19 protein-coding genes are annotated in these 18,648 nt (G+C 69.6%); 12 read left to right on the top strand and 7 right to left on the bottom strand.

The window, feature by feature from the left end; genetic code table 11:
- Positions 1 to 135 precede the first annotated feature (135 nt).
- Complete coding sequence (gene mce / locus AB0L37_RS36775) at positions 136 to 576, bottom strand: methylmalonyl-CoA epimerase (RefSeq protein ID WP_365515953.1); 441 nt, start codon at positions 574 to 576, stop codon at positions 136 to 138.
- Positions 577 to 713: 137 nt separating this feature from the next.
- On the opposite strand from mce, the gene AB0L37_RS36770 reads away from it, so the two are divergent.
- From AB0L37_RS36770 to AB0L37_RS36760, 3 genes are all read left to right on the top strand, one after another.
- Positions 714 to 1,916, top strand: a complete 1,203-nt coding sequence (locus AB0L37_RS36770; protein WP_365515950.1) for an acetyl-CoA C-acetyltransferase — start codon at positions 714 to 716, stop codon at positions 1,914 to 1,916.
- Positions 1,917 to 1,981: 65 nt separating this feature from the next.
- Positions 1,982 to 2,938 (top strand): methylmalonyl Co-A mutase-associated GTPase MeaB, encoded by a 957-nt coding sequence (meaB, locus tag AB0L37_RS36765; RefSeq protein ID WP_365515947.1) that lies wholly within the window; start codon positions 1,982 to 1,984, stop codon positions 2,936 to 2,938.
- 300 nt (positions 2,939 to 3,238) lie between these two features.
- A complete protein-coding gene (locus tag AB0L37_RS36760) occupies positions 3,239 to 4,423 on the top strand; it encodes an MFS transporter (RefSeq protein ID WP_365515944.1) in 1,185 nt (394 codons plus the stop codon).
- Between the two features lie 9 nt (positions 4,424 to 4,432).
- Here AB0L37_RS36760 and AB0L37_RS36755 read toward each other — a convergent pair whose 3' ends face one another.
- Entirely contained in the window at positions 4,433 to 5,017 is a 585-nt protein-coding gene (locus AB0L37_RS36755; RefSeq protein WP_365515941.1) for a PepSY domain-containing protein, read from the bottom strand.
- A 113-nt stretch (positions 5,018 to 5,130) separates the two neighbouring features.
- Between AB0L37_RS36755 and AB0L37_RS36750 the strand changes: the two genes are divergently transcribed.
- Together AB0L37_RS36750 and AB0L37_RS36745 are read left to right on the top strand one after the other, a co-directional pair.
- Entirely contained in the window at positions 5,131 to 5,793 is a 663-nt protein-coding gene (locus tag AB0L37_RS36750) for a response regulator transcription factor (protein WP_365515939.1), read from the top strand.
- A complete protein-coding gene (locus AB0L37_RS36745; RefSeq protein ID WP_365515936.1) occupies positions 5,790 to 7,172 on the top strand; it encodes a HAMP domain-containing sensor histidine kinase in 1,383 nt (460 codons plus the stop codon). The genes AB0L37_RS36750 and AB0L37_RS36745 overlap by 4 nt, the downstream gene beginning before the upstream one ends.
- Positions 7,173 to 7,230: 58 nt before the next feature.
- Here AB0L37_RS36745 and AB0L37_RS36740 read toward each other — a convergent pair whose 3' ends face one another.
- The 4 genes from AB0L37_RS36740 to AB0L37_RS36725 all read right to left on the bottom strand — a co-directional run bounded on the left by AB0L37_RS36740 (position 7,231) and on the right by AB0L37_RS36725 (position 9,870).
- Positions 7,231 to 7,707, bottom strand: a complete 477-nt coding sequence (locus AB0L37_RS36740) for a MarR family transcriptional regulator (protein ID WP_365515933.1) — start codon at positions 7,705 to 7,707, stop codon at positions 7,231 to 7,233.
- A gap of 96 nt (positions 7,708 to 7,803) precedes the next feature.
- On the bottom strand, positions 7,804 to 8,583 hold the full coding sequence (locus tag AB0L37_RS36735) for an AIM24 family protein (protein ID WP_365515930.1): 780 nt from the start codon (positions 8,581 to 8,583) through the stop codon (positions 7,804 to 7,806).
- Complete coding sequence (locus AB0L37_RS36730) at positions 8,580 to 9,230, bottom strand: AIM24 family protein (protein ID WP_365515927.1); 651 nt, start codon at positions 9,228 to 9,230, stop codon at positions 8,580 to 8,582. Before AB0L37_RS36730 ends, AB0L37_RS36735 begins: the two co-directional genes overlap by 4 nt.
- 1 nt (position 9,231) lies before the next feature.
- Positions 9,232 to 9,870, bottom strand: a complete 639-nt coding sequence (locus AB0L37_RS36725) for an AIM24 family protein (protein ID WP_365515924.1) — start codon at positions 9,868 to 9,870, stop codon at positions 9,232 to 9,234.
- 145 nt (positions 9,871 to 10,015) lie between these two features.
- Here AB0L37_RS36725 and AB0L37_RS36720 point away from each other — a divergent pair, with 145 nt between their 5' ends.
- From AB0L37_RS36720 to AB0L37_RS36705, 4 genes are all read left to right on the top strand, one after another.
- Entirely contained in the window at positions 10,016 to 10,360 is a 345-nt protein-coding gene (locus tag AB0L37_RS36720) for a DUF3817 domain-containing protein (RefSeq protein ID WP_365515921.1), read from the top strand.
- The gene (locus tag AB0L37_RS36715) at positions 10,357 to 10,650 is read left to right on the top strand and encodes an MTH1187 family thiamine-binding protein (RefSeq protein WP_365515918.1); all 294 of its coding nucleotides are present in this window, start codon (positions 10,357 to 10,359) and stop codon (positions 10,648 to 10,650) included. Before AB0L37_RS36720 ends, AB0L37_RS36715 begins: the two co-directional genes overlap by 4 nt.
- A gap of 107 nt (positions 10,651 to 10,757) precedes the next feature.
- Entirely contained in the window at positions 10,758 to 12,539 is a 1,782-nt protein-coding gene (locus tag AB0L37_RS36710) for a cellulose synthase catalytic subunit (RefSeq protein WP_365515915.1), read from the top strand.
- A 3-nt stretch (positions 12,540 to 12,542) separates the two neighbouring features.
- Entirely contained in the window at positions 12,543 to 14,498 is a 1,956-nt protein-coding gene (locus tag AB0L37_RS36705; protein ID WP_365515912.1) for a kelch motif-containing protein, read from the top strand.
- Positions 14,499 to 14,552: 54 nt separating this feature from the next.
- Here AB0L37_RS36705 and AB0L37_RS36700 read toward each other — a convergent pair whose 3' ends face one another.
- Positions 14,553 to 15,593 (bottom strand): glycoside hydrolase family 6 protein, encoded by a 1,041-nt coding sequence (locus AB0L37_RS36700; protein WP_365515909.1) that lies wholly within the window; start codon positions 15,591 to 15,593, stop codon positions 14,553 to 14,555.
- A 164-nt stretch (positions 15,594 to 15,757) separates the two neighbouring features.
- Between AB0L37_RS36700 and AB0L37_RS36695 the strand changes: the two genes are divergently transcribed.
- From AB0L37_RS36695 to AB0L37_RS36685, 3 genes are all read left to right on the top strand, one after another.
- The gene (locus tag AB0L37_RS36695) at positions 15,758 to 16,267 is read left to right on the top strand and encodes a MarR family transcriptional regulator (protein ID WP_365515907.1); all 510 of its coding nucleotides are present in this window, start codon (positions 15,758 to 15,760) and stop codon (positions 16,265 to 16,267) included.
- A 50-nt stretch (positions 16,268 to 16,317) separates the two neighbouring features.
- Complete coding sequence (locus tag AB0L37_RS36690) at positions 16,318 to 16,656, top strand: DUF3817 domain-containing protein (protein ID WP_365515904.1); 339 nt, start codon at positions 16,318 to 16,320, stop codon at positions 16,654 to 16,656.
- 74 nt (positions 16,657 to 16,730) lie between these two features.
- The gene (locus tag AB0L37_RS36685; protein WP_365515901.1) at positions 16,731 to 18,458 is read left to right on the top strand and encodes a methylmalonyl-CoA mutase family protein; all 1,728 of its coding nucleotides are present in this window, start codon (positions 16,731 to 16,733) and stop codon (positions 18,456 to 18,458) included.
- Positions 18,459 to 18,648 lie beyond the last annotated feature (190 nt).

Below are 18,648 nucleotides of genomic sequence, written 5' to 3'. Positions count from 1 at the left end.
CAGTGAGCTGCCCGACCGCCCCGACCCTCGTCCCCCGATACCCGGACCCCGGCCCACGGCTGCCCGCTGTCCCGTCTGTTGCCTCACGGGACCCGGCAGCCGCCCCCCAACCCTACCGGCCCGAGTATGTGGAGGTCAGTGCTCCGCCGACTCCTGCGGTGCCGCGGTGACGAGTTCGGTCAGTACGCCGTGGCAGTCCTTGGGGTGCAGGAACGTGATGCGCGACCCCATCGAGCCGCGCCGGGGCTCGTCGTAGAGCACCCGTACGCCCTTGTCCTTGATGGCCGCCGCGTCCCCGTCGACGTCCGCCGTGCCGAAGGCGATGTGGTGCACGCCCTCGCCGTTCTTGGCCAGCCATTTACCGACGGCGGAGTCCTCGCGGGTCGGCTCCAGGAGCTGGAGGTAGGAGGCGCCGCCGTCGGACGTCTCGTTGATCTTGAGCATGGCCTCGCGTACGCCCTGCTCCTCGTTGACCTCGGTGTGGAAGACCTCGAAGCCGTATGTGGCCTTGTAGAACTCGACGGTGGCGTCGAGGTCGTGGCAGGCGATCCCGATGTGGTCGATTCGCGTCAGCATGCAGTAAGTGCAGCGCGGTCCGGGGTGGTTACGCAACGTGCGCGCGATCACACCGTCGCGGCGATGACGTGCGGGGTACTGCTCAGTACATTCGAGTAAACCCTCGTTCACTCCTCATCTCCTAGGGGCCGTGCCTCATGTCTGGAACGACCGGTACCACCTCAGTGATCGTCGCGGGCGCTCGGACGCCCATGGGCCGTCTGCTCGGCTCGCTCAAGTCCTTCTCCGGAGCCGACCTCGGCGGCTTCGCGATCAAGGCCGCCCTCGACCGTGCGGGTATCGGTGGCGACCAGGTGCAGTACGTGATCATGGGCCAGGTGCTGCAGGCCGGGGCAGGGCAGATCCCGGCACGCCAGGCCGCCGTGAAGGCCGGCATTCCGATGAACGTGCCGGCGCTGACCATCAACAAGGTCTGCCTCTCCGGGCTCGACGCCATCGCGCTCGCCGACCAGCTCATCCGTGCCGGTGAGTTCGACGTCGTGGTGGCCGGCGGGCAGGAGTCCATGACGAACGCCCCGCATCTGCTGCCGAAGTCCCGCGAGGGCTACAAGTACGGGGCGATCGAGATGCTCGACGCCATGGCGCACGACGGGCTCACGGATTCGTTCGAGGGCATTCCCATGGGTGCTTCGACCGAGAAGCACAACACCCGGCTCGGTATCGAGCGTGCTGTGCAGGACGAGATCGCTGCGGCTTCGCACCAGCGGGCCGCTGCCGCTCAGAAGAACGGGCTGTTCGAGGCCGAGATCACGCCCGTCGAGATTCCGCAGCGCAAGGGCGAGCCCGTTCTGTTCAGCAAGGACGAGGGCATTCGTGCCGAGACCACCGTCGAGTCGCTCGCGAAGCTGCGGCCCGCGTTCGCCAAGGACGGGACCATCACGGCCGGCACCGCCTCGCAGATCTCGGACGGTGCCGCGGCTGTCGTGGTGATGAGCAAGGCCAAGGCCCAGGAGCTCGGTCTCGAGTGGATCGCCGAGATCGGGGCGCACGGGAACGTGGCCGGGCCCGACAACTCGCTTCAGTCGCAGCCCTCGAATGCCATTCAGCACGCCCTGAAGAAGGAAGGGCTGGAGGCGGATCAGCTTGATCTCGTCGAGATCAACGAGGCGTTCGCGGCGGTTGCCGTGCAGTCAATGAAGGACCTCGGCGTGTCCTCGGAAAAGGTGAACGTCAACGGCGGCGCGATTGCCCTGGGCCACCCGATCGGGATGTCCGGCGCCCGTATCGTGCTGCATCTCGCGCTTGAGCTGAAGCGGCGGGGTGGGGGCGTGGGCGCTGCCGCGCTGTGCGGTGGCGGCGGTCAGGGTGACGCTCTGATCGTGCGGGTACCCAAGGCGTAAGTCGTCCGGGTGGTCCTCCGGTAGCGGTCTTTTTTCTGTACGGGCATGAGTGAACGGAGCTGTTGATGCAGGACGTCCCCACGCTGGTCGCCCAGGCGCGAGAGGGCCGGCCGCGTGCCGTGGCCCGGCTGATCTCGCTCGTGGAGGGGGCGTCCCCGCAGCTGCGCGAGGTCATGGCCGCGCTGGCTCCGCTGACCGGGAACGCGTACGTGGTCGGGCTCACCGGGTCGCCCGGGGTCGGGAAGTCGACGTCCACGTCGGCCCTGGTGAGCGCGTACCGGCGGGCCGGGAAGCGGGTGGGCGTGCTGGCGGTCGATCCGTCGTCCCCGTTCAGCGGGGGCGCGTTGCTCGGGGACCGGGTGCGGATGTCGGAGCACGCGTCCGATCCCGGTGTCTACATCCGGTCGATGGCCACCCGGGGGCATCTGGGTGGGCTGGCCTGGGCCGCTCCGCAGGCGATTCGGGTGCTGGACGCGGCCGGTTGCGACGTGGTGCTCGTCGAGACCGTGGGGGTGGGGCAGTCGGAGGTCGAGATCGCCTCGCAGGCCGATACGAGTGTTGTGCTGCTCGCGCCGGGGATGGGGGACGGGATTCAGGCCGCCAAGGCCGGGATTCTGGAGATCGGGGATGTGTACGTCGTCAACAAGGCCGATCGGGACGGGGCCGACGCCACCGCTCGGGAGCTGAACCACATGCTCGGGCTCGGTGAGGCGCGGGCTGCCGGGGACTGGCGGCCGCCCATCGTGAAGACCGTCGCGGCGCGGGGTGAAGGCGTCGACGAGGTCGTCGAGGCGCTGGAGAAGCACCGGGCGTGGATGGAGGAGCGCGGGGTGCTTGCCGAGCGGCGGGTGGCGCGGGCCTCTCGGGAGGTCGAGACGATCGCGGTGACGGCGCTGCGGGAGCGGATCGGGGATCTGTCCGGCGATCGGCGGCTCGGGGCGCTGGCCGAGCGGATCGTGGGCGGGGAGCTCGATCCGTATCGCGCCGCTGATGAGCTTGTCGCGGGGATCACCGCCGGGTGACCTGTTCGTTGTTGTGCGCCCTCGGGTGGTTCGGGGGCGGGGCCGTGCCGGGGTGCCTCCTCGGCCGGATCGGTGTCCTCGTTTCCGGACGACCAATGTCGGTTCGGGTGCGCTGAGTGCCTGCGGTGTCCTGCGGGGGCACCCCGGCACGTCCCCTCACGTCCGTGGGCGGGCTCGCGCCGGTGTGTGGTCAGGTGACGGCGCCTTGTTGTAGCTTGCCCGCATGTTCTCTTCACGTGCGTAGAACTCCGGTGCTTCCGCAGCCTGTTGAGGTCTCACGCATGTCTGAGGAGTCTTGGTATGTACGCCGCTGTTCTGCGGACCCCGTATGCCCTGCGCACCTTCTGCGCCGCCCTGGTCGGGCGTCTGTCGTACGGGATCGTCTCGCTGTCCCTGATGTTGGCCGTCACCGATGCCACCGGCTCGTACGGAGTCGCGGGGGCTGTGCTGGCCGTTTTCGGCGGTGCCAGTGTGCTGCTGTCGCCGCTGCGCGCTGTGCTCGTCGACCGGTACGGGCCGCGTCGTGCCCTGATGCCCATGGCTCTGGTGTACGCCGGGTTGTTGGCGGTCATTGCTGTTGTCGCTTGGCGGCCCGGGGCCCCCGGATGGGTGTTTGTGGTGCTGGGGCTTGCGGCGGGGGCCGGGACCCCGCCGCTGGGGCCGACCATGCGCGCTGTCTGGGGGCGGCTGCTCGAGGACCGGCGGCTGTTGCAGCGCGCCTACAGCCTCGACGGGGTCGCCGAGGAAGTCCTGTTTGTGTGCGGGCCGTTGGTGGTGGGGGTCGTTCTGCTCTGGGCGCCTGCCGCGGCTGGGGTCGCCCTCAGCGCCGTGCTGGTGGGGGTGGGGACCTTGGGTTTCGTGGCCGTGCCGGTGGTGGGGGATGTGGTTCCGGTGGCGCGGGAGCCGCGGGCGCGGGGTGGGCGGCTCGTGGGGCGGTTGCGGCAGCCCGTGGTGGTGACGGTGGGGGTCGGGCTCGCCCTGGGGGCCGCCGATCTGCTGGTGCTTGCCTCTGCCGAAGCCCAGGGGCGGGGCGGCGCCGCCGCGTGGGTGCTCGCCGCCTTGTCGGCCGGGAGCGCCGTGGGGGGACTGGTGAACGGTGCCGTCGACTGGCGGGGATCCGCTCGGGTGCGGCTGGGGGCGCTGGCCGGGGCGCTGGCTGTGGCCTTGGGGTGTGCCGGGTTCGCTCCCGGGCTTGTCGGGCTCGGGATCGCCGCCGGGTGTGTGGGGCTCTTTGTTGCGCCGGCGCTGACCACCGCGTATCTCATCGCCGACGAGGAGGCCGGGGCCGCTTTTCGTACGCAGGCCGGCGCCTGGGTCAACACCGCGGTGAACGCCGGGAGTTCGGTCGGCACAGCGGCCACCGGTGCGCTCGTCGCGCATGTTCCGGTGGCCGTCTGTTTCGTCGTCGCCGGGGGCGCGCCCGCGGTCGCCGCCCTGGTGTCGGGGCTCATGCCGGGGCCCCGTGAGGTTCCGGTGGCGGCGTGAGCCGGTCGGTCAGTCGTCGTCCGAGGTGGGGGCGGGGGTGACCTTGCCCGTGGTGAGGTTCACGTGCCAGTTCTGGTCGGCGGTGTTCTTCTCTGTCTCCACCTCCCAGTACGTGACGTTGCCGTCGTCGTCCGCTTCCACAGAGGTCACCTTGCCCTTGGCTGCCGCCGCCTTCGCGGCCTCCTGCGCCGAGGTGGGCGCGTCCTTGAGGGCTGCCGCCACGCGGGCCGCGTCGTTGTCGTCGTCGTGCTCGGTGTGGGAGTGGATGACCTCGGCCGTCGTCGGGTCCACGTCGATGTCGTGCCACTTGTTGTCGTGGCCGATCACCGTGACGTCCCAGGTCAGGTTCCCGTCGTCGGCGTCGAGGTCGGCTTCGGCGGCGGTGCCCGGGGTGTGGGCGAGGGCCGCTGCGACGGCCTTCTCCGCCGTCACGGTGGACCGGGTCGCCTCGGCCCTGTCGTCGTCCGCCACCCGCACGCTCGACTGCGGGGTTCGGGGTGTCTCGTCGTCCGCTACTGCCACGGTGGTCGCGGCTCCGGCGCCGAGCAGGGCTACGGCGGCGGCTGCGGCGATGACGGTGGTGCGGCGCTTCATGGGATCTCCCTCGTGTGGTGTGTCCGACGAGAACCACACTGCCCGGGTGATCCTGAAGCCCCGCTGAAGAAGGCTGAAGAGGGCTTCAGGTTCGACCTGACACCCTTGCGTGCATGCGCTTGTTGATCGTGGAGGACGAGAAGCGGCTGGCCCTGTCGCTCGCCAAGGGGCTCACCGCCGAGGGGTTCGCCGTGGACGTCGTCCACGACGGCCTCGAGGGGCTGCACCGTGCGAGCGAAGTGCCGTACGACCTGATCGTCCTCGACATCATGCTGCCCGGCATGAACGGCTACCGGGTCTGCGCCGCCCTGCGCGCCGCCGGTGACGACGTGCCGATCCTGATGCTCACCGCCAAGGACGGGGAGTACGACGAGGCCGAGGGGCTCGACACGGGGGCCGACGACTATCTGACGAAGCCGTTCTCGTACGTGGTGCTCGTGGCCCGGGTGAAGGCGCTGCTGCGGCGGCGCGGGGCCGGGCGGGCCGCGCCCGTCATCGAGGTGGGCGGGCTGCGGGTCGACACCGCTGCCCGGCGGGTCATGCGGGGCGAGGACGAAGTCGTGCTGGCCGCCAAGGAGTTCGCCGTGCTGGAGCATCTGGCACGGCACGCCGGGGAGGTCGTTTCGAAGGCCGACATCCTCGAGCACGTGTGGGACTTCGCCTACGACGGGGATCCGAACATCGTCGAGGTGTACGTGAGTGCTCTGCGCCGCAAGCTGGGGGCCGGGCTCATCCGCACCATGCGCGGCGCCGGCTACTGCCTGGAGGCGCGGTGAAGCGGCTGGGTTCGGTACGGGCGCGGGCCACGCTGGGGGCGATGGTCGTGGTCGCCGTCACTCTGGCCGCGGCCTGTGTCGCGGTGCTCCTGTCGTTGCGCGGGAACCTCACCGGGCAGGCCGACGGGCAGGCCGACTCCGCCGCCCGGGACGTGGCCGCGCAGATCGCCGCCGGCACTTCGTACGCCGATCTGGATCTGCCCGACGGCGAGGACCATCCGGTGCAGGTCGTCGACGGGGACGGGCGGGTGGTTGCCGTGAGTGAGGGGCTCGAAGACATCAGTGGTACGGGGGTGGGCGGGGTCACGCCTGTGGGGGGTGAGGAGGAGGGTGATGAGGGGGACGAAGGTGATCCCGAGGTCGCGGAGGTCGTGGGGCACGCCACCGGTAGCGCGACCGTCGACGGCGACTCGGGCGACTACCGGTTCGCCGAGGCCGAGGTCGGTGACGACGTCCGGGTCTTCGCGGGTGCCTCGCTCGGCGCCCGGCAGGACGCCGTGTGGAGCGCCGGGCTGGCCATGGCCGTCGGGTTTCCGCTGCTCGTCGCCGTGGTGGGTGGGACGACCTGGCTGGTGACGCGGCGTGCTCTGCGGCCCGTGGAGGGCATTCGCGCCGAGATGGCCGCCATCACCGCCTCGCGGGATCTGGGGCGGCGGGTGCCCGAGCCGGACACGCACGACGAGGTGGCCCGGCTCGCCCGGACGACGAACGAGACGCTGGCCGCGCTGGAGGACTCCGTGGAGCGGCAGCGGCGGTTCGTCGCCGACGCCTCGCACGAACTGCGCAGCCCCATCGCGTCGCTGCGCACCCAGCTCGAAGTCGGCGCCGCCCACCCGGAGTTGCTCGATGTGGACGGCGCCGTCGAGGACACCGTACGACTGCAGGAACTGGCCGCCGACCTGCTCCTGCTGGCCCGGCTCGACGCGGGGGAGAAGGCGGGCGGCGCGGTGGTGGATCTCGCCGCCCTGGCCCGCGAGGAGCTGTCCCAGCGCACCGGCGACCGGGTCCCGGTCGAGGTGTCGGTGGCGCGGGGCGCTCAAGTCGCCGGATCGCGCGGGCAGCTGGCCCGCGTCGTCGGCAACCTGGTGGACAACGCGCAGCGGCATGCCCGCGCCGGGGTGCGGGTTTCCGTGGGTGTCGAAGGGGGGCGGGCCGTGCTCACCGTCGGCGACGACGGGGACGGGGTGCCCGAGGCCGAGCGGGAGCGGATCTTCGAGCGGTTCGTACGGCTCGACGACGCGCGGTCCCGGGACGGCGGCGGGGCGGGTCTCGGCCTCGCCATCGCCCGGGACGTGGCCGAGCGGCACGGTGGCACCCTGACGGTGCGCACCGCACCGCAAGGCGGCGCGCTGTTCGAACTCAGCCTGCCTGTGGGCTAGCTCGGTGGGGTACGGAGGAGGTCGGCGGTCCTCCGTTACCCGGTGGTGTTCGCAATGGTCACGGTTTGCCGCGCTGCGAACGCAGGTGTTCGGCGATCGGTGCGAGGGCCCTGTGCAGGTCGGTCAGTTCCTGCGTCGAGACGAGCCCGAGGAAGTGCTGTCGTACGGACGCCACATGGTGCGGGGCGACCTTCCGCATGGTCTCCAGGCCGAAGTCGGTGAGCACGGTGTACAGGCCGCGCCGGTCCGATTCGCAGTTCTCGCGGCGCACCAGACCCGCGTTCTCCATGCGGGTGATCTGGTGCGAGAGCCGGCTCTTGGACTGCAGGGTCGCCGCAGCAAGGTCGCTCATCCGCATCCGGTGGTCCTCGGCCTCGGAGAGGTTCACGAGGATCTCGTAGTCGTTCATCGTCAGGCCGAACGGCTGGAGATCCTTCTCCAGCTGGTAGTTGAGCAGCCTGTTGACCTCCAGGTGGGTGCGCCAGGCGCACTGTTCCTCGTCGGTCAGCCACTGCGTGGCCGTGTCGGTCTCCATGAAATCGATTCTACCTAAGAAGTTGAAAGGCGAACGAATGTGGGGGTCGTGACACGGTCACGCGTTCGACCGGCGTCACACTCCGCAGACTACCGCTCACAGCCCGAAGCGACGCTGGAGGTCTCCCAGCTGTCCGGGAAGGCGCGGTTGCTGTGGCTGACCTGTGGCGGTTCCGTGTCCGCCCCCCGGGACGCCCGCTTGGTGAGGTACGTCACCCGTCGCCAGTTCGGGCATCAACGACTCGCTGGACTGGAGCAGGACGGTCCCCGCGCCCACGAACTCGAACTGGTGCTCCTCGCCGGAGGCGCCGCCGATCCCCGTCATCGCACGTAGACCGCCGATCAAGCCCGTCATGTACCCGTGGTCGTAGTGGTGGCACGGCGACGGGCAGTCCGCCCAGCCGACGAGCGCCTGCGGATCCACGCGCAGCGGCGGCTCCATGAAGACCACGGGACCGTTTGAAGCCGCGACGAATTTGCCGGTGCCAATGAGCGTCAGGAAGCCGGGCACGATGGATTGCTTGAGGGCGAGAGTTGGCTGAAAAGCGAGCAGATTGCCCGCTCGAATGGTCAGATTGCCGTCATCGAGGTCGTACGAGTTCACGTCGAAGGCCCGGTCCGCGAGCAGCATCTTGCCGCTGCCCTCCGCCACCACCCAGTCGCTCGCGTGCAGCGGGGAGTGGAACGACGTGCGGACGAGGCGGTCCAGGCGGCCGTGCCCGATGCCGTTGAAGTCGATGCGCCCGTAGTAGGCGATCATCTTGCCCTTCTGCAGGAACCACTGGCTGCCCTTGAGTTCCACGCAGAAGGTGTAGTTGTTGACGTTGTCGTCGACGGGCAGCGTCGCCGGGTCGTGCACGGCGGGTCCTGTGGTCACAGCTTCTCCTCCGACGCCTGTACGTAGACCGCACCGCTCCCGCTCAACTCCAGCTGGAACGCCTCGCCGCTGCCGCGGCCCACCATGTCCCGCCAGCCGAGCGCCGTGGACAGCTTGTTGCGTACGTCCCCGTGGTGGGCGACGTACGCCTGCGGGTCGACGTGGACCGGGCGGCCGGGCGTGATGGGTACCTCGATGACCCCGCCGTGCGCCATGACGGCCACCGCGCCGTGGCCCTTCAGCGTGGTGGTGAACAGGCCCTGGCCGCTGACCTGGCCGCGCACCATGCCCATGACGCCGCCCTGCGACCCCATGAACATCGTCCCCTGCTGCAAGGTCCCGTCGAAGGCGAGCAGCCGGTCCGCCTCGACGTAGAGGGTGTCGCCGGTCAGGGTGATGACCTGGATGTGGTGGCCGCCGTGACCGAAGAGCACGGTGCCGCTGCCCTCGACCGTCATCAGCGGAGCCGCCTCGCCCGCCACCCGCCGGCCGATCATCGACATCAATCCCCCTTGTCCGCCCTGCACGTTGGGCGTGAAGGAGACGTCCCCCCGGTACGCGAGCATCGCGCCGCGCTGGCTGTAGAGCCGCTGCCCGGGGACGACGGTCGCCTCGATCATCTTCGAGTTGATCTCTCGGAAGGCCATGTCACACGTCCCCCGCGATCGTGTTGCGCTCGCTGGGCTGTACGTAGACGAGCCCGTCGCCCTCGAAACGGATCTGGAACGCCTCGCCGCCGCCCTCCCCGAGGAACGTACGGAAGGTCACCCCCGACTGGAACGACTGCCGCAGATCGCCCTGGTGCGCGATGTACGCGCCCGGGTCGACGGTCAGCGGGTAGTCGCGGCTGACCCGCAGCACCACCGCGGGGCCGTCGCTCATCAGCGCGGCCTGGCCGTGGCCCTCGACCGTGGTCGTGAACAGGCCGTTGCCCTGCGAGGCGCCGCGCATGCCGGTGAACGTCGTGCCGGTGCGCAGGCTTGCTTCCGTGCACAGCAGATTGCTCGCCTCGACGTACAGCTTGTCGCCGCGCAGGCTCACGAGGTTGATCTCGCTCGCCCGGTCCGCGAACCAGCACGTGCCCTCGCCCTTCACCTCCATCACGGTCATCTGCTCACCCGTGATGCGGCGGGTCACCATCCCCCGTATCCCCTCGCCACCCCCGCTCAGCTTCTTGAACGCCATCCGGCCGTCGTACGCGACCATCGATCCGTTCTTCGCCTTGACGCTGTCGCCCGTCATGTCGACGGCCAGCATCTTGCTCCCCTGGAGTCGGAACGTTGCCACGATGTCGACGGTAGCCGGGCGGGGGAGCCCCCCGACAGGGGCCGATCGCGCTGATGCCACAATGGGAAACGCTTGTGCGTACATTCACAAGATCGACCGCACACGCGCCAACCGCCCTGCTCGCCGCTTCTGCCGAAGGTGCCCCGTGGACCTCAAGACCGCCTCCGCCCTCCGACGACTCCGCCTGGTCTCCGCCCCGGAGGCCGTCTCCTTCATCCTGCTGCTCGTCTGCTCGGTCCTGAAGCGGACCACGGACTTCAACGCGGTGCCGGTGATGGGCATGGTGCACGGCGTCCTCTTCGTGCTCTACGTGATCTTCTGGGCGGACGCCTGGAACCGTACGAAGTGGAGCCTGCGCACCGCCGCCCTCTACTTCGTCCTCTCCGTCCTGCCCACCGGCGGCTTCTTCGCGGAGCGCAAGCTCAAGCGCGAGGCCGAGAGCGCGGTCATCGCCTCCCGCGCCCGCAAGGAAGGCGTCGTGAACGCATGATCGTCGCCTTTTCCGTGACCCCGCTCGGGGTCGGCGAGGACGTGGGGGAGTACGTCGCCGACGCGGTCCGTGTCGTACGGGAATCCGGTCTGCCGAACCGTACGGACGCGATGTTCACCTCGATCGAAGGCGAGTGGGACGAGGTCATGGATGTCGTGAAGCGCGCCGTCGCCGCCGTCGAGGCGCGCGCTCCCCGTGTCTCGCTGGTACTGAAGGCGGACATCCGACCCGGCGTGAGCGACGGTCTGACGTCCAAGGTCGCCACCGTCGAGCGGCACCTCTCCGAGTAACTCGGGGCCCTACCTCACTCGTACGCCCCTTCTGGTTCGACACGCCGACAAAACTCACCTTTTGTGAGGGTATCGGCACGCTCGATCACCAGAACCTGGAGGGCACTGTGCGGCCTGAGGGCTACGACTACGACACCTACAGCAGGCTCGCGGGGCCGCTCACCGAGCCGCCCCGCGACGAGCCTTACAAGGTGCAGTACATATCGCTCCTCTCGCGTGAGCCGCACCGAATACGCGCGGTCCTGCTGATGACGCTCGCGCCCGTGCTCACCGGGCTGCTGCTCGCCTATCTCGTGTGGCCCACCCACTGGGTGGAGCGGGAGGGCGGAGACCGCTGGCTCGTCGAGCTCGACATCGTGATGCTCGTGTCGATCGGTCTCATCGGGCTGTTCATGCTCGTCAACGTCACGTCCATCGCCCACGCGACGCTCGTCGCCAGGGACCCGGTCCCCGTGGTCCCCGAGCCCGGCACCCGGGTCGCGTTCCTCACGACGTACGTGCCCGGCAAGGAACCCCTCGCGATGGTGCGGGCCACCCTCGAAGGCGCCGTCCGCCTCACGCACGACGGGCCGCTCGACGTCTGGCTCCTCGACGAGGGCGACGACGACCGGGCGAAGGCCCTCTGCGCCGAGCTCGGCGTCAAGCACTTCACGCGCAACGGCGTCCCGGAGTGGAACCAGAAGAAGGGCGCCCACAAGACCCGTACCAAGCACGGGAATTACAACGCCTGGCTCGCGATGCACGGCGACGACTACGACTTCTTCGCCTCCGTCGACACCGACCATGTGCCGCTCCCCGAGTTCCTGGAGCGGATGATGGGCTACTTCCGCGACCCCGACGTCGCGTTCGTCGTCGGACCGCAGGTCTACGGGAACTACGTCTCGCCGGTCACCAAGGCCGCCGAGTCGCAGCAGTTCCTCTTCCACGCCCTGATCCAGCGCGCGGGCAACCGCTACCGCGCCCCGATGTTCGTCGGCACCAACAACATCGTCAGGATCTCGGCCCTGAAGCAGATCGGCGGCCTCGTCGACTCCATCACGGAGGACATGGCGACCGGCTTCGAGATCCACCGGCACCGCAACCCCGCCACCAAGAAGCACTGGCGCTCCGTCTACACGCCCGACGTGCTCGCGGTCGGCGAGGGGCCCGCCTCCTGGACCGACTTCTTCACGCAGCAGATGCGGTGGTCGCGCGGCACGTACGAGACGCTGTTCAAGCAGTACTGGAAGGCACCGTTCACGATGCCGCCCGGCCGGCTGTTCTCGTACACGATGATGCTCGTCTACTACCCGATGACGGCCGTCAACTGGCTGCTCGGCGTGCTGAGTTGTGTGCTCTTCCTGTGGTTCGGGGCGAGCGGCACGGAAGTCTCCGCGTCCGTGTGGCTGATGCTCTACAGCGACGCCGCCGCCCTGCAGATCGGTCTCTACCTCTGGAACCGGCGGCACAACGTCTCGCCGCACGAGCCCGAGGGATCGGGCGGCCTGGCCGGCATGGCGATGTCGGCGATCTCCGCGCCGATCTATCTGAAGTCGTTCGGCGCCGCGCTGCTGCGCCGCCCCAGCCGGTTCGTCGTCACCCCCAAGGGCGGCGACGCCAGCCCCGACCGGGTCCTGACCTTCCGTATCCACCTCTTCTGGGCGACCGTGCTCGCCGCGTCCCTCGCGGCCTCCGTCGTCCTCGCCCACTCCCACGTGGCCATGCGTACGTGGGCGGTCCTCGCCCTGTGCATCGCGCTCGCGCCCCTCGTGGTGTGGGCCGTCGGACAGCGCCGCGTCGCGGCCGCCGCGCGCCGCGCGGCGGAGCCGGCCCTGACCGTGGCCCCCGCCCCCGCCCCCGTGACCGCCACGCCCACCCGGGTCTCCAGCACGAGCACAGGAGGGAACTGACCCATGGCCTACCGGCCTTCCCCGCGTATGAAGAAGACGGTCCTGGGAGCGGGTGGCATCGCCCTCCTCGTCGGCCTGAACGCCCCGGCCGCCTGGAACTTCGCCAACGAGCGCTACTACGACTGGAAGATCGCCCAGCCCGGCTACAAGGCCAAGTACGGCTCCTGGTCGGCGGTCGACATCCCCGACGAGTTCCGTACGAACGCCATCCACGCGGCGCTGCTGCACACCGGCAAGGTCCTCATCGTGGCGGGCTCCGGCAACGAGCAGAAGAAGTTCGACGCCGGGTCCTTCGACACGGTCCTGTGGGACCCGAAGGCGAACACCTTCAAGAAGATCGCCACCCCGGCGGACTTCTTCTGCTCCGGGCACGCCCAGCTCCCCGACGGAAGGCTGCTGGTGGCCGGCGGCACCGCCCGCTACGAGCTGCTCGACGGCGAGGTCAAGCGGGCCGGCGGCGGCATGCGCGTCAAGAACGAGAGCCCCGACAAGGAGGTGGTCCTGAAGAAGGGGACCAAGTTCCGCTCGCCGTCCGGCGTCGAGTACGTGTCGAAGTTCGATGTCACCGTGCCGAGGGCCAAGCGCGTCAATCACATCACGTACAACGCGGCCGGCGTCATGCAGCCGTGGCGGACGACGGTCAAGGCGAGCGAGGCCCGCGTCTTCGTCGAGGCGGCCGCCGACGGGAAGCAGTTCGTCACCGACAAGCAGGCCCAGTACGAGATCGAGGGCCTCAAGGGCGAGGACGCCGACAACACGTACGGGCTCTCCGAGAAGATCACCATGGACAAGCAGGACTTCCAGGGGATCAAGGCGGCCTACGAGTTCGATCCCGTCGCCGAGAAGTACGTCCCGGTCGACCCGATGGAGAAGGCCCGCTGGTACCCGACCCTGGTCGGCCTGGAGGACGGCAAGGTGCTCGCCGTTTCCGGGCTCGACGACGTCGGCGTCATCGACCCCGGTGACAACGAGATCTACGACCCGAAGACCAAGAAGTGGTCGATGGGGCCCAAGCGGTACTTCCCCACGTACCCGGCCCTCTTCCTGACCAAGGGCGGCAAGCTGTTCTACCCCGCCTCCAACGCCGGTTACGGGCCCGCCGACAAGGGGCGCGTGCCGGGCCTGTGGGACCTGAAGACCAACAAGTTCGAGCGGGTGCCGGGGCTGACCGACACCGACCAGACGGAGACGTCGGCGTCGCTGCTGCTGCCGCCGGCGCAGGACCAGAAGGTCATGATCATGGGCGGCGGTGGCGTCGGCGAGTCCAAGAAGGCGACGTCGCGCACCGCGGTCATCGACCTGAAGGAGGACAACCCCTCCTTCAAGACGGGGCCTCGACTCCCGCAGGGCACGCGGTACTTGAACTCCGTCATCATGCCCGACGACTCGGTCTTCACGTCGAACGGCTCCAGCGACTACCGCGGGCGCAGCGCCAGCAACATCCTGGCGGCCCAGTTCTACGACCCCAAGGAGAACGTCTTCCGCGAGGCCGCGTCCCCCAAGGTCGGGCGCAACTACCACTCGGAGGCGCTGCTCCTTCCCGACGGGCGGGTCGCGACCTTCGGCTCTGACCCGCTCTACGACAACCAGCAGAACACCAAGCTGGGCCACTTCGAGCAGCGCATGGAGATCTTCACGCCGCCCGCGCTGCACCGCGGCGGCGACAAGCGGCCGGTCCTGAAGGGCGGACCCGAGACGCTGTCCGACGACAACACGGCCACGTACCGGACCGACCAGGCCGCGTCGATCACGAAGGCCCGGCTCATGCGGCCGTCCGCAGTGACGCACACGACGGACGTGGAGCAGCGGTCGATCGAGCTGGGCCTGAAGAAGGGCGACGGGTCGGTCACGGTGGACGTCCCCAAGGACCCGACGCTGGTCCCTCCGGGGTGGTACATGCTGTTCGTGTCGGACGCGGACGGGGTGTCGTCCGAGGCCAAGTGGATTCAGGTGAAGTGAGTTTCCAGCCCTGCTGGTGCGCGGGTCCCGGGGCTCTGCCCCGGGACCCGCTCCTCAATCGCCGGAGGGGCCTGAACGGGCGAGCCCTAGTGCGTAGTCCGGCCACCAGGTGCCCGCTCCCGGGCCGCCCCGGCACGTGCCGTCCGACTCGCCGGGGCGCTTGACCCACAGGTACGCGTCGATCAGCGGGTCGCCGGTCTTCGTGGTCGGGGCGGCGCCGAGCGTGCGGCCCGGCGGGTTGCACCAGGAGTCGGCGCCGCCGTCGGCGTAGGGGCCCGCGCCGTTGCGGCTCGTGTCCACGACGAAGTGCGCGCCGCCGAGCAGCTCCGACAGACGCTTGCCGTACGCCGAACTCGACTGGTTCGTCTGGAAGTTGGAGACGTTCAGCGCGAAGCCGTCCGCCTTGGCCACACCGGCCCGGCGCAGCGGCTCGACGAGCTTGCCGGCGTCCGGGATCCAGGCCGGGTTGCCGGCATCGACGTAGACCTTGGTGTGCGGCTGCTTCTTCAGGCGGTCGATGGCGGCGGAGATCAGCGTGTAGCGCTCCTCCTGGTACTCGGCGGGCGTGCAGCCGTCGACGATGTGGCCGAGCGCATCGGGTTCGAGGACGACGAGCGCCTTCGCGTCGCCGATGCCCGTCGCGAACGCGTCGATCCACTGGTAGTAGAAGTCCGCGCTGTGCGCCCCGCCCGCGGAGTGCTGCCCGCAGTCCCGGTGCGGAATGTTGTACGCGACCAGGACCAGGGTCTTGTCCGCCTTCGACGCCTGCGCGGCGGCCTTCTCGATCGCCGGGCGCGGATAGTCGCCGGGGACCCACATGCCCTGCGGGTGCTGGGAGATGCGCCGGATGACGGCCGCGTCGTAGGCGCGGCCCTGCTTCTCCCACTGGTCGGCCTGGACGGCGGCGGCCGATGCGGGGTCGACCCAGAACGGGGACGAGTCGGAGTCGTGGGTGGGCGCGGTCTGCCCCGCGGCGGTGTCGCGCAACTGGTCCGCGCCCTCGCCGGAGCAGCCGGCGGCGAGGACGGTCAGGAGCAGCGCGGCGGCGGTCGTGACGAGCGTGCGGGCGGGCCTGCGGACGGACGGGACGGACATCCAGCCCCCTGGAGTCGGAGCGCGTGAGTCAGTGGTCGGTGTGATACCGGGCAATCGTTACATAAGGGATCTTTAATGCGGTGCATTAGGTCGTGGCGGACGGCGTCGGCCCAAAGGCCGAGACGGGGCTGACCACGATGTGACCGGCCGGTAAGGTCAAGGGCGTGCCGAAGCCGCTCAGCCTTGCCTTCGATCCCATCGCCCGCGCCGACGAGCACTGGAAGCAGCGTTGGGGATCCGTGCCGTCCATGGCCGCGATCACGTCGATCATGCGCGCGCACCAGATCCTGCTCGCCGAGGTCGACGCCGTCGTCAAGCCGTACGGGCTGACGTTCGCGCGCTACGAGGCGCTGGTGCTGCTCACCTTCTCCAAGTCCGGTGAACTGCCCATGTCGAAGATCGGCGAGCGTCTGATGGTGCACCCGACGTCCGTGACGAACACGGTGGACCGCCTCGTGAAGTCGGGCTTCGTCGACAAGCGGCCCAACCCCAACGACGGGCGCGGCACGCTCGCCACCATCACCGACAAGGGCCGCGAGGTCGTCGAGTCGGCCACCCGCGACCTGATGGCGATGGACTTCGGGCTCGGGGTCTACGACGCCGACGAGTGCGGCGAGATCTTCGCGATGCTCCGGCCGCTGCGCGTCGCGGCCCACGACTTCGACGACGAGTGAGCCCCGGGCCCGCCTGAAGATCGCGCATATCGGGCGGTTACGCTCGACCCATGAAGAAGAGCGTGCTGACCCGCTATCGCATCATGGCGTACGTCACCGGCGTACTCCTGGTCCTCCTCTGCCTCGGCATGATCGCCAAGTACGCGCTCGGCATGGACGGCGCGGCCGACGTCACGCGCGTCATCGCCATCGCCCACGGCTGGCTGTACGTGATCTACCTGGTCTTCGCCTTCGACCTGGGCTCCAAGGCGAAGTGGCCGGTCGGCAAGCAGCTGTGGGTGCTGATCGCGGGCACCATCCCGACCGCCGCGTTCTTCGTCGAGCGCAAGGTCTCCGCGGAGCTGGAGGCCAAGGTCGCGGACGACGGCACCCGCCTCGCCAAGGCGTAGGACCCCACCGCTCGCACGATGTGCGGGCGGTTCGCCATCGACATTTACTAGGACGTCCTAGTAAATTCGAAGGCATGGGAAGCAAGGACGCTGACGCCACTGCCGGTTCCGCCGCCATCGAGGAGGGCCGCCGCCGCTGGCAGGCCCGCTACGACGCCGCCCGAAAGCGCGACGCCGACTTCACCACTCTTTCCGGGGACCCGGTCGACCCGGTCTACGGGCCACGGCCCGGGGACACGTACGAGGGCTTCGAGCGGATCGGCTGGCCGGGCGAGTACCCGTACACGCGCGGGCTCTACGCGACCGGGTACCGGGGCCGCACCTGGACCATCCGCCAGTTCGCCGGGTTCGGCAACGCCGAGCAGACGAACGAGCGCTACAAGAAGATCCTCGCCAACGGAGGCGGCGGGCTCTCCGTCGCCTTCGACATGCCCACGTTGATGGGCCGCGACTCGGACGACCCGCGCGCGCTCGGCGAGGTCGGGCACTGCGGTGTCGCGATCGACTCGGCCGCGGACATGGAGGTCCTGTTCCGGGACATCCCGCTGGGCGACGTCACGACGTCGATGACGATCAGCGGCCCCGCCGTGCCCGTCTTCTGCATGTACCTGGTCGCGGCGGAGCGGCAGGGGGTCGACCCGTCGGTCCTCAACGGCACGCTCCAGACCGACATCTTCAAGGAGTACATCGCGCAGAAGGAGTGGCTCTTCCAGCCCGAGCCGCATCTGCGCCTGATCGGCGACCTGATGGAGCACTGCGCGGCGTCCATCCCCGCGTACAAGCCGCTGTCGGTCTCCGGGTACCACATCCGCGAGGCGGGTTCGACGGCCGCGCAGGAGCTGGCGTACACGCTGGCCGACGGGTTCGGTTACGTGGAGCTGGGGCTGAGCCGCGGGCTCGACGTGGACGTGTTCGCGCCCGGCCTCTCCTTCTTCTTCGACGCGCACGTCGACTTCTTCGAGGAGATCGCCAAGTTCCGTGCCGCCCGGCGCATCTGGGCCCGCTGGATGCGGGACGTGTACGGGGCGCAGAGCGAGAAGGCGCAGTGGCTGCGTTTCCACACGCAGACCGCCGGTGTCTCGCTGACCGCGCAGCAGCCGTACAACAACGTCGTCCGTACGGCGGTGGAGGCGCTCGCGGCGGTGCTGGGCGGCACCAACTCCCTGCACACGAACGCCCTCGACGAGACCCTCGCCCTGCCGAGCGAGCAGGCCGCCGAGATCGCGCTGCGCACCCAGCAGGTGCTCATGGAGGAGACCGGCGTCGCCAACGTCGCGGACCCGCTGGGCGGTTCCTGGTACGTGGAGCAGCTGACGGACCGCATCGAGGCCGACGCGGAGAAGATCTTCGACCAGATCAAGGAGCGCGGGCTGCGGGCGCGCCCGGACGGGCAGCACCCCATCGGGCCGATCACGTCCGGCATCCTGCGCGGCATCGAGGACGGCTGGTTCACCGGGGAGATCGCCGAGTCGGCGTTCCAGTACCAGCAGTCCCTGGAGAAGGGCGACAAGCGCGTCGTCGGCGTCAACGCCCACCACGGGTCCGTCACCGGGGACCTGGAGATCCTGCGGGTCAGCCATGAGGTGGAGCGGGAGCAGGTACGGGTTCTGGGGGACCGGAAGGCGGGGCGGGACGACGCGAAGGTCCGGGCCGCACTCGATGCGATGCTCGCTGCCGCGCGGGACGGGTCGAACATGATCGGGCCGATGCTGGACGCTGTTCGGGCGGAGGCGACGCTCGGGGAGATCTGTGGGGTGCTGCGCGACGAGTGGGGCGTGTATACGGAGCCGGCGGGGTTTTAGGCTCAGGTAGAGGGCTGCTGTTCGTCTGCGGGCCGGTGGGGGCTGGTCGCGCCCCGCGGCGGAGCCGCTCATGACACAGCCCCGCGCCCCTGAAGCATGCGCTGCGCGCAGCTTCCCCAGGGGCGCGGGGAACTGCGCGACCAGCCACGACGAAAGCCGCACTCGGCAACGAACCCCCGGTGGCTATAGA

Origin of the sequence: Streptomyces sp. NPDC052225, assembly GCF_040679615.1 — a bacterium.
GTDB lineage: Bacteria > Actinomycetota > Actinomycetes > Streptomycetales > Streptomycetaceae > Streptomyces.
Note: the sequence above shows the minus strand (reverse complement) of the source record. Positions and strands in the feature narration are given on the sequence as shown.

What these genes read in the sequence shown, in the direction of transcription:
- mce (WP_365515953.1), bottom strand. Translation starts at nt 576, where the DNA reads ATGCTGACGCGAATCGACCACATCGGGATCGCCTGCCACGACCTCGAC.
- AB0L37_RS36740 (WP_365515933.1), bottom strand. Translation starts at nt 7,707, where the DNA reads ATGGAGACCGACACGGCCACGCAGTGGCTGACCGACGAGGAACAGTGC.
- AB0L37_RS36760 (WP_365515944.1), top strand. Translation starts at nt 3,239, where the DNA reads ATGTACGCCGCTGTTCTGCGGACCCCGTATGCCCTGCGCACCTTCTGC.
- AB0L37_RS36685 (WP_365515901.1), top strand. Translation starts at nt 16,731, where the DNA reads ATGGGAAGCAAGGACGCTGACGCCACTGCCGGTTCCGCCGCCATCGAG.
- meaB (WP_365515947.1), top strand. Translation starts at nt 1,982, where the DNA reads ATGCAGGACGTCCCCACGCTGGTCGCCCAGGCGCGAGAGGGCCGGCCG.
- AB0L37_RS36730 (WP_365515927.1), bottom strand. Translation starts at nt 9,230, where the DNA reads ATGGCCTTCCGAGAGATCAACTCGAAGATGATCGAGGCGACCGTCGTC.
- AB0L37_RS36770 (WP_365515950.1), top strand. Translation starts at nt 714, where the DNA reads ATGTCTGGAACGACCGGTACCACCTCAGTGATCGTCGCGGGCGCTCGG.
- AB0L37_RS36690 (WP_365515904.1), top strand. Translation starts at nt 16,318, where the DNA reads ATGAAGAAGAGCGTGCTGACCCGCTATCGCATCATGGCGTACGTCACC.
- AB0L37_RS36700 (WP_365515909.1), bottom strand. Translation starts at nt 15,593, where the DNA reads ATGTCCGTCCCGTCCGTCCGCAGGCCCGCCCGCACGCTCGTCACGACC.
- AB0L37_RS36705 (WP_365515912.1), top strand. Translation starts at nt 12,543, where the DNA reads ATGGCCTACCGGCCTTCCCCGCGTATGAAGAAGACGGTCCTGGGAGCG.
- AB0L37_RS36715 (WP_365515918.1), top strand. Translation starts at nt 10,357, where the DNA reads ATGATCGTCGCCTTTTCCGTGACCCCGCTCGGGGTCGGCGAGGACGTG.
- AB0L37_RS36755 (WP_365515941.1), bottom strand. Translation starts at nt 5,017, where the DNA reads ATGAAGCGCCGCACCACCGTCATCGCCGCAGCCGCCGCCGTAGCCCTG.
- AB0L37_RS36750 (WP_365515939.1), top strand. Translation starts at nt 5,131, where the DNA reads ATGCGCTTGTTGATCGTGGAGGACGAGAAGCGGCTGGCCCTGTCGCTC.